10 protein-coding genes are annotated in these 8224 nt (G+C 41.5%); 3 read left to right on the top strand and 7 right to left on the bottom strand.

The window, feature by feature from the left end; all coding sequences use genetic code 11:
• The first annotated feature begins 167 nt into the window (after positions 1–167).
• The gene (locus AACX68_RS14660) at positions 168–929 is read left to right on the top strand and encodes a S1 family peptidase (RefSeq protein ID WP_228859635.1); all 762 of its coding nucleotides are present in this window, start codon (positions 168–170) and stop codon (positions 927–929) included.
• A gap of 206 nt (positions 930–1135) precedes the next feature.
• A complete protein-coding gene (locus tag AACX68_RS14655; RefSeq protein ID WP_228859634.1) occupies positions 1136–1753 on the top strand; it encodes a riboflavin synthase subunit alpha in 618 nt (205 codons plus the stop codon).
• A gap of 116 nt (positions 1754–1869) precedes the next feature.
• Here the strand turns inward: AACX68_RS14655 and purK are convergent, their stop codons facing one another.
• From purK to ppiB, 4 genes are all read right to left on the bottom strand, one after another.
• Positions 1870–2937, bottom strand: a complete 1068-nt coding sequence (purK, locus tag AACX68_RS14650; RefSeq protein WP_228859633.1) for a 5-(carboxyamino)imidazole ribonucleotide synthase — start codon at positions 2935–2937, stop codon at positions 1870–1872.
• Positions 2934–3488: a 5-(carboxyamino)imidazole ribonucleotide mutase gene (gene purE, locus AACX68_RS14645; RefSeq protein WP_255705604.1), complete on the bottom strand. Its 555-nt coding sequence runs from the start codon at positions 3486–3488 to the stop codon at positions 2934–2936. The genes purK and purE overlap by 4 nt, the downstream gene beginning before the upstream one ends.
• A gap of 163 nt (positions 3489–3651) precedes the next feature.
• On the bottom strand, positions 3652–4374 hold the full coding sequence (gene lpxH, locus AACX68_RS14640) for a UDP-2,3-diacylglucosamine diphosphatase (protein ID WP_228859632.1): 723 nt from the start codon (positions 4372–4374) through the stop codon (positions 3652–3654).
• Between the two features lie 11 nt (positions 4375–4385).
• A complete protein-coding gene (ppiB, locus tag AACX68_RS14635) occupies positions 4386–4880 on the bottom strand; it encodes a peptidylprolyl isomerase B (protein WP_228859631.1) in 495 nt (164 codons plus the stop codon).
• A gap of 285 nt (positions 4881–5165) precedes the next feature.
• Here ppiB and cysS point away from each other — a divergent pair, with 285 nt between their 5' ends.
• Positions 5166–6548, top strand: a complete 1383-nt coding sequence (cysS, locus tag AACX68_RS14630) for a cysteine--tRNA ligase (protein ID WP_228859630.1) — start codon at positions 5166–5168, stop codon at positions 6546–6548.
• Positions 6549–6628: 80 nt separating this feature from the next.
• Here the strand turns inward: cysS and sra are convergent, their stop codons facing one another.
• The 3 genes from sra to folD all read right to left on the bottom strand — a co-directional run bounded on the left by sra (position 6629) and on the right by folD (position 8173).
• A complete protein-coding gene (gene sra / locus AACX68_RS14625; RefSeq protein ID WP_228859629.1) occupies positions 6629–6865 on the bottom strand; it encodes a stationary-phase-induced ribosome-associated protein in 237 nt (78 codons plus the stop codon).
• Positions 6866–7085: 220 nt separating this feature from the next.
• Positions 7086–7298, bottom strand: coding sequence for a ribosome-associated protein YbcJ (ybcJ, locus tag AACX68_RS14620; protein ID WP_099122255.1), 213 nt, complete (start codon positions 7296–7298; stop codon positions 7086–7088).
• Entirely contained in the window at positions 7298–8173 is an 876-nt protein-coding gene (folD, locus tag AACX68_RS14615; RefSeq protein ID WP_228859628.1) for a bifunctional methylenetetrahydrofolate dehydrogenase/methenyltetrahydrofolate cyclohydrolase FolD, read from the bottom strand. Before folD ends, ybcJ begins: the two co-directional genes overlap by 1 nt.
• Between the last annotated feature and the right edge of the window lie 51 nt (positions 8174–8224).

The raw sequence follows: 8224 nt of genomic DNA, 5'->3' as shown, positions 1-8224 counted from the left end.
TCCATATGGTGAATATATGATTTCTATAAAATATTATTACTGATGAATTAATCATGAAAACTGAATGAGAGGCTATAATTCAATAATGATGACTGCATTTTCATTCTGTAGCTATCTCTAATTATAATAAGGTATTGAAATGTTATAACTTCATGAGGAAGTAAAAAATGAAAATTTGGATTAATATATTCATTGCAATTTTTTGTATGGGAATTTTCATAACAGAAAAGGGATTTGCAATAGCTGATGATCCACCGAATCCTAAGTATGTTGGATCATATGTTAAGATTTTATTTTCCTTTGACAATATACACCATCGTGGTTCATATGGATGTGGCGGAGTAATTATTGGGAGTGACTTGGTTCTTACTGCTGCTCATTGTTTTGATGATAATTGGTTAAATGCCCAAAAAAGAGATGTGGAAGTCAGCTATGGGAAAAGATATAGCAAAATGTTTGGTCGGAGTACACACCTCTATTCGGGGAAAAGTTTAGTCAGGTTTATGCCGTCAGTTGATATAGCTATTTTCAAGGTAGATACTGATATGACTTCTATTGGAAAAGGCGCTGAGATAGCAAAACTACCTGAACCATGCTCAAAAGGAGGCCCAGGAGTAATATATCCCTTTGAGGGGATTGCATATCAACTAATGGGGGATGATGGAATTATATTACCACATACAATTTATCAGACAACGACAACACTAATTGAAAAGTTCAGTAAAATAGAGGCAATAAATGGTTATGAACTGAGAACACATATTACAGGAAAAAAGGGAGATTCAGGAAGTCCTCTTTTTTCAGAGGATGGCATTTTACTTGGTGTACTTTCACGTTTTTCTGTGTCCTATGAGTATTCTTACTTTCCTGCAATTTGTTATTATAGGCATCGGATTGAGGCTATAAAAGAAAAATTACATGGAAGTTGATGATGTTTTTCTGATTCTCTTTTTATAATAAAAATAAAGTGACATTATTTCATGTTGAGAGAGTTGTTTTGCAAGCTGAATTAGAAAAAATAAGGCGTTAACATTAACATTAACATTAACATTAACATTAAAATTAATGCCTTGCTTTATCGTGTTAATGTATATTTCATTAAAAAATTAATAAGTTAACTTCTGGAGTGAACGTCATGTATACAGGAATTGTTCAGGGTAAAGAGAAGGTATTATCACTCAATAAGAATAATGGTTTCAGTACAATAACAATTAGCAACAATAACCGTCTTTTTGATGATGTTGCCATTGGTGCTAGCGTAGCGGTTGATGGCACTTGTCTGACAGTAACTCAATTCAATGAAGACAAAGTCTTTTTTGATATTTCTGATTTTACCGCTGATACCACAACACTAAAATTTATTTCCATTGGTGATCAGGTCAATATAGAGCGTTCACATCAGATGAATAAAGAGAATGGCGGTCATAGTCTTTATGGGCATATAGAGGGTAGAGCTGAGGTGGTTGAGTTTACTGCGATAGGCGAAACTTACCGGCTGGTTATCCGGATTCCTCAGGATAATATTAAATATTTTTTCCTGAAAGGTTTTATCGGGCTACATGGATGTAGTTTAACTGTCAATCATATTGATGAGGAAAATAAAACTATCACTTTAAATCTTATTCCAGAAACGCTGAGAATAACGAACCTTAATAAGGTTAAAGTAGGTGACTTTCTTAATTATGAAGTAGACCAAACGACAAGGACAATAGTGGATACTCTGTCCAGAACGTTATCTAGGAATAATGTTTGATAAGAAAATTATCGTTGGTAAGAAAAAATAAAATACAGGAAGTAGTCGTGATCATAAATAATTTACTACTTCCTGCTATCTTTATTATTCCATTGTGGCGGAATATGAAAAATGGATCAGCTTAATTTACTTTGTACCCATTCCAAACCATTCTGGTACTCTGCCGGTAATAATGCTATCAGGTTCTGTAATGTTGCTTTTAGTGCATCTTGTTCCGGATGAACCAGATTCAGATGACCAACTTTACGCCCCGGATGAACTTCCTTGCCATACCAGTGTAAATGGACCAACGGTAAACTGAGCCATTCTGGGTTTATTTCAGTACCAATCAGATTGACCATCACAGAAGGAGACAGAACTTCCGGTTGAGGCATAGGTAAATTCAGAATTGCCCGTAAGTGAAGTTCAAACTGACTAATAGAAGCGCCATTTTGTGTCCAATGGCCACTGTTATGTACCCGTGGTGCCAGTTCATTGATCAGCAACTCATCACCGACAATAAAACACTCCATCGCCATAACACCAATGTAATTCAGATGATCCATAATGCAGGACAACATTTGTTCTGCTTGCTGTTGTAACTGACGATTGGCATTAGTAAAAGCAATACTTGTACGTAAAATTCCTTCCTGATGAAGATTATGGGTCAGCGGATAGAACACTGATTTTCCGTCGGCATTACGAGCCCCAACCAGAGAAACCTCTCCTGAGAAAGGGATCCCTTGTTCTACAATGCATTCACCATAAATTTCAGCGGGTAAATCCGTTTCTTTACCCGGCCGGATACGCCATTGTCCACGACCGTCATAACCACCGACCCGACGTTTGACGATGGTGAAATCACCCAGTTCACTGAAAATTTGTGGCCATTGGCTAGGATCAGATAATAACTTCCACGGTGCTGTTGCCAGCCCAAGCGTGTTTAAAAGCTGTTTCTGTGGCAAGCGGTCAGCAAGTAACGGGAAAATATCACGATTAATAAATGCGTTATGATGGGAAAGTTCGCGTGTTAAAGCTGTTTCAGGCCAGCGTTCAATTTCAGCTGTAATAATGCTGCTTTGATAGGGAACAGATTCTGGTTCAGCATCCAGCCCAATCGGATAGACGGCTATCCCTAATGGTTCGCCCGCCTGACGTAACATCCTGCCTAATTGACCATTACCCAATACGCAAACAGGCTTCATGCATCCTCCCGCGGATCCGAATTTTCCAGAACATCCTGAGTTTGAGTCTGACGCCAGTCTACCAGTCGCTGAAACAGAGTTTCATCATGTAATGCCAGAACCTGAGCTGCAAGCAAGGCTGCATTTGCTGCGCCTGCCTTACCGATAGCCAACGTACCCACAGGGATCCCTTTGGGCATCTGGACGATAGAATAAAGGCTATCCACCCCACTCAGGGCTGCACTTTGTACCGGAACACCAAATACAGGAACTAATGTTTTAGCCGCGAGCATTCCCGGCAGATGCGCAGCACCGCCCGCACCAGCAATAATCACCTCAAAACCATTTGTTTTTGCTTGTTCAGCAAAATGAAAAAGTTTATCGGGTGTTCGATGCGCTGAAACAATTTCGACATGAAAAGGAAGATCAAGAGAAGCCAGAATATCAGCTGCGTGTTGCATTGTTGCCCAATCACTTTTTGAACCCATGACAATAGCAATTTTGGCATGATGCTGTATTTCAGTTGTTGCTGCCGTGGAGATAGCTTGTGCGGGATCAGGGCTTGCCGTCATAAATCAGATGCTCCTGTATTGGATGTCCACCAGAACAAAGTTCAAAATAATGTTGTTTTGAAATCCATTATGGATAAGGTGGTGGATAATATCACGCGAATTGCAGAAGGAAAACGTTTGCGTTGGTTGATTTTTTTATTTTTACAGAAAAAATTTACTATCTTCAAAAAGGAAAAGATACCAGTTCAATAGATGTTTCTGTCACTTTGAACATTGACCCTTGATGATGCCAGGCACCCAATACACCACGATGTAAGATTTTATCGCCGATGCGGATATCATGGATAGCAGGGCGATGCGTATGCCCGTGGATCATCCAGTCCACTTGATATTTATTAAAACGTTCAATGACAGTCTGTTGATTGACATCCATGATCGACTCAGATTTCTGACTATTGGCGTACTGGCTTCCTGCCCGCATTCTGGCTGCAATTTTCAGCCGGATAAACAGAGGAAGAAGTAAAAACAGCCGTTGGATCCACGGAGTGTGTACCCGCTTACGATATTGTTGATAACCCATGTCATCGGTACAAAGAGTATCACCATGCAGGATAAGAATGCGCTTACCGTAGAGTTCCAGAACTTTTTCTTGTGGCAGAAGAATCAGCCCACTCTCTTTGGCAAACCGGGAACTTAATAAAAAATCACGGTTACCATGAATGAAATAACAGGAAACGCCTTTTTGTTTCAGAGAATGAAGTGCTTGTGCGATTTGTGCATGTAAAGGGTTGGGATCATCGTCACCAATCCAGTAATCAAAAAAATCACCAAGGATATACAGGCTTTCCGCATGAATTGCATCTTCACGTAAAAAACGTAGAAAACCGGCAGTAATTGCCGGTTCCTGCTCACTGAGATGCAAATCAGCAATAAACAGTGTACTCATGTAACGACTAATTATTCGCTGACAGTAACACGTTCAACGATAACATCTTCATGGGGTACATCCTGATGCATACCGCTGCGACCAGTTGAAACACCTTTAATCTTATCAACTACTTCCATGCCTTCTACAACTTCAGCAAATACGCAGTAACCCCAGCCGTCAGGGCGTTCTGAACGGAAGTTCAGGAAATCATTATCAACAACATTGATAAAGAACTGAGCTGTTGCAGAATGCGGATCATTGGTACGCGCCATTGCCAGAGTGCCACGGCTGTTTTGCAGACCATTATTAGCTTCGTTCTGGATAGGAGATTTAGTCGTTTTCTGCTTCATACCAGGCTCAAAACCACCACCCTGAATCATGAAGCCATTAATGACACGGTGAAAAATAGTGTTATCGTAGAAGCCTTCGCGGCAGTAATTCAAGAAATTTTCAACAGTTACAGGCGCTTTTTCAGCGAAAGTATTAATCACGATATCGCCGAAATTGGTATGAAAAGTCACCATAATAGAAATCCTAATAATATTTTTGACTGACCCTAATATTCTAGAGTGTGCGAAACAACGGCTTTTATACCATATCTGTGATCTTGAGTCAGTACTCAGCCATCCCGTGAGAATAAAGCTGATCGCAATGCTTGCAAAGTGCGGCGTATCAGGGTGAAATATCTAATCCGGCTTTTCTATTATAGTTTATTTATCTAGCTGATAAGGAAGCCCAAAATCAGCGGATTTATCCGCTTTTGTTTTTATTTTATTACACGTACATCAATTTTTACGGAAAACCCACTGATGCTAAAAATTTTCAATACTCTCAGTCGCCAAAAAGAAGAATTTAAGCCGATCCATGAAGGGAAAGTGGGCATGTACGTGTGTGGCATCACCATTTATGATTTGTGTCACATTGGTCACGGCAGAACATTTGTCGCGTTTGACGTTATTGCCCGTTACCTGCGTTATTCGGGTTACGATTTAACTTATGTCCGTAATATTACTGATATAGATGATAAAATCATCAAGCGCGCGATTGAAAATAATGAAAGCTGTGATGCATTGACTACCCGTATGGTGAATGAGATGCACAGCGATTTTGATGCGCTGAATATTATGCGTCCTGATTCAGAACCGCGTGCGATGCAGCATATCCCTGAAATTATCGAGCTTACTGAACTGCTGATTAAACGCGGACACGCTTACGTTGCTGACAATGGTGATGTGATGTTCTCTATCGATAGTAATCCTAATTACGGCTTGCTTTCCCGTCAGGATCTGGAGCAGTTACAGGCAGGTGCTCGTGTTGAAATTGCGGATGTTAAACGTAATCCAATGGATTTCGTGTTGTGGAAAATGTCCAAGCCGGGTGAGCCAAGCTGGGAATCTCCGTGGGGAGCTGGGCGTCCGGGCTGGCATATTGAATGTTCCGCTATGAACGCTAAACAGCTGGGACATCATTTTGATATTCATGGTGGTGGTTCAGATTTAATGTTCCCGCATCATGAAAATGAAATTGCACAATCTACCTGTGCTCACGATGGCCCTTATGTGAATTACTGGATGCATTCCGGTATGGTAATGGTGGATAAAGAGAAGATGTCGAAATCTCTCAATAACTTCTTTACCATCCGTGATGTATTGGCATATTACGATGCTGAGACAGTGCGTTATTTCCTGATGTCCGGTCACTATCGCAGCCAGTTAAATTATACAGAAGAGAACCTGAAACAGGCTCGTACTGCGCTTGAGCGTTTGTATACATCTTTGCGTGGTATGGATAAATCTGCTCAGCCTGTTGGTGGTGAAGCCTTTGAAGCCCGGTTTGTTGAAGCCATGAATGATGACTTCAATACCCCAGAAGCTTATTCCGTACTGTTTGATATAGCTCGTGAAATTAATCGCCTGAAAGCTGACGATATGGCTGCTGCAAACGGGCTGGCTGCTGAGCTGCGTAAGCTGGCGGGAGTGCTGGGGCTTCTGGAGCAAGAGCCTGAACAGTTCCTGCAAGGTAGTGCTGATGACGATGGTGACGTTGCTCAAATCGAAGCACTGATTAAGCAGCGTAATGATGCTCGTAAAAACAGAGATTGGGCTTTGGCCGATTCTGCGCGTGACCAGCTAAATGCAATGGGCATTGAACTGGAAGACGGCCCACAGGGCACAACATGGCGCCGTAAATAATCGATTTTACATAGTCATAAAAACACCAAAACCGCCTCGCTGTAGGCGGTTTATTCTATGATATCTATCAGCTTGATATTTTATTGATTTGTATTCAGATGATTCGGATAAAAAGCATTTCCAGAGTGATAACTGATTTTTCCTGAAGAAGCATCTCGCTTTTTAGAAATAAAAGAAGAATGATTCAGATGTTCCGGTATTTGATGTTTATCAGTATCGGCGTTGAGATTCACAAGAGAAATAGTCACTCTACGTTTAGAATTGCTTAACTTATACGGCATGCCCAACAACCTTCTTGCAGCTCTATTACTTAACATAATCAACTCCTTTTCAGTTGTAAGTGAGCTTCTCAGTATAGCAACTAATAAAAAAACCAAAACATTTAAGGCGTGATTGTTTAATAAGCATCGCTGATGTCACAGATCTGTGTCGAACATATCCATCACATAGAGCGGTATGCAATAAAAAAACGGCACCTTAAATGCGTAACGCATAATAAAGTGCCGTTCCTTTGACGGGGATTAGCGAAGAGCTGAATTATTCTTTAACGCGAACAGAATCGCCGTTGAAAGTAACAACTTTTCCTGCAACAATTTTGCAGCGTTTGCGAGTTTCCACCTGAGAATCAACTTCAACCAAACCCTCTGCGATAGCAGCCTTTGCTGCCGCACCGCTTTCACTCCATCCCTGAAGCTTCAGCAAATCACACAGTTCTACATAAGGGTGGCCATCTAAATAAAAAATTTCCATCACTGTCCTTCAGTTTTGTTTACATCATGATATTCCTCGCAAGCCTGCAAGGTATTTTGAATCAGCGTTGCGACGGTCATCGGGCCGACTCCCCCTGGCACAGGGGAAATCCAGCTTGCGTGCTCAGATGCTTTATCAAAATCAACATCTCCGATGACTTTACCATTTTCCAGACGATTGATACCCACATCAATCACTATTGCACCGGGTTTTACCCACTCACCGGGGATAAAGTTTGGTTTACCGACCGCGACGATCAATAAATCAGCCTGTTCTACATGCTGGCGTAGATCCGTAGTAAAGCGATGAGTGACTGTTGTAGTACATCCAGCTAACAGCAGCTCAAGACTCATCGGACGGCCGACAATATTGGAGGCCCCAATAATAACCGCATTTAATCCATAAGTATTGATATTACAGCGCTCAAGGAGAGTCACGATACCTCGTGGCGTACAAGGGCGTAATCTTGGAGCACGCTGGCACAGACGACCGATATTGTAGGGGTGAAAACCATCCACATCCTTATCAGGATGAATGCGTTCCAGCACTTTTACATTATCAATACCGGCAGGGAGAGGAAGTTGAACTAAAATGCCGTCGATTTCGGGATCATTGTTCAAGTTATCTATCAGAGAGAGTAATTCGGCTTCGCTGGTGGTGTCTGGCATGTCATAAGAGCGTGAAGTAAAACCAACCTCCTCACAGGCGCGGCGTTTACTCGCGACATAAATTTGGGAAGCGGGATTTTCTCCTACTAAAACGACGGCAAGCCCGGGGGCTCGTTTCCCGGCAGCAACACGCTGCCTGACTTTTTCTGCAACTTCGCTTCTGATTGTCTGCGCAATCGTTTTCCCATCAATCATTTTTGCTGACATGTATTTAAGATTCCATCATCAATTATAGGAATGGGAGCTATTTTGTCAGAA

Source organism: Xenorhabdus sp. PB61.4, assembly GCF_963894935.1.
In the GTDB taxonomy this organism is placed as follows: domain Bacteria; phylum Pseudomonadota; class Gammaproteobacteria; order Enterobacterales; family Enterobacteriaceae; genus Xenorhabdus; species Xenorhabdus stockiae.
Note: the sequence above shows the minus strand (reverse complement) of the source record. Positions and strands in the feature narration are given on the sequence as shown.

Coding starts and splice junctions, on each gene's coding strand:
- AACX68_RS14660 (WP_228859635.1), top strand. CDS start 168: ATGAAAATTTGGATTAATATATTCATTGCAATTTTTTGTATGGGAATT.
- purK (WP_228859633.1), bottom strand. CDS start 2,937: ATGAAGCCTGTTTGCGTATTGGGTAATGGTCAATTAGGCAGGATGTTA.
- sra (WP_228859629.1), bottom strand. CDS start 6,865: ATGTTAAGTAATAGAGCTGCAAGAAGGTTGTTGGGCATGCCGTATAAG.
- purE (WP_255705604.1), bottom strand. CDS start 3,488: ATGACGGCAAGCCCTGATCCCGCACAAGCTATCTCCACGGCAGCAACA.
- folD (WP_228859628.1), bottom strand. CDS start 8,173: ATGTCAGCAAAAATGATTGATGGGAAAACGATTGCGCAGACAATCAGA.
- ppiB (WP_228859631.1), bottom strand. CDS start 4,880: ATGGTGACTTTTCATACCAATTTCGGCGATATCGTGATTAATACTTTC.
- lpxH (WP_228859632.1), bottom strand. CDS start 4,374: ATGAGTACACTGTTTATTGCTGATTTGCATCTCAGTGAGCAGGAACCG.
- ybcJ (WP_099122255.1), bottom strand. CDS start 7,298: ATGGAAATTTTTTATTTAGATGGCCACCCTTATGTAGAACTGTGTGAT.
- AACX68_RS14655 (WP_228859634.1), top strand. CDS start 1,136: ATGTATACAGGAATTGTTCAGGGTAAAGAGAAGGTATTATCACTCAAT.
- cysS (WP_228859630.1), top strand. CDS start 5,166: ATGCTAAAAATTTTCAATACTCTCAGTCGCCAAAAAGAAGAATTTAAG.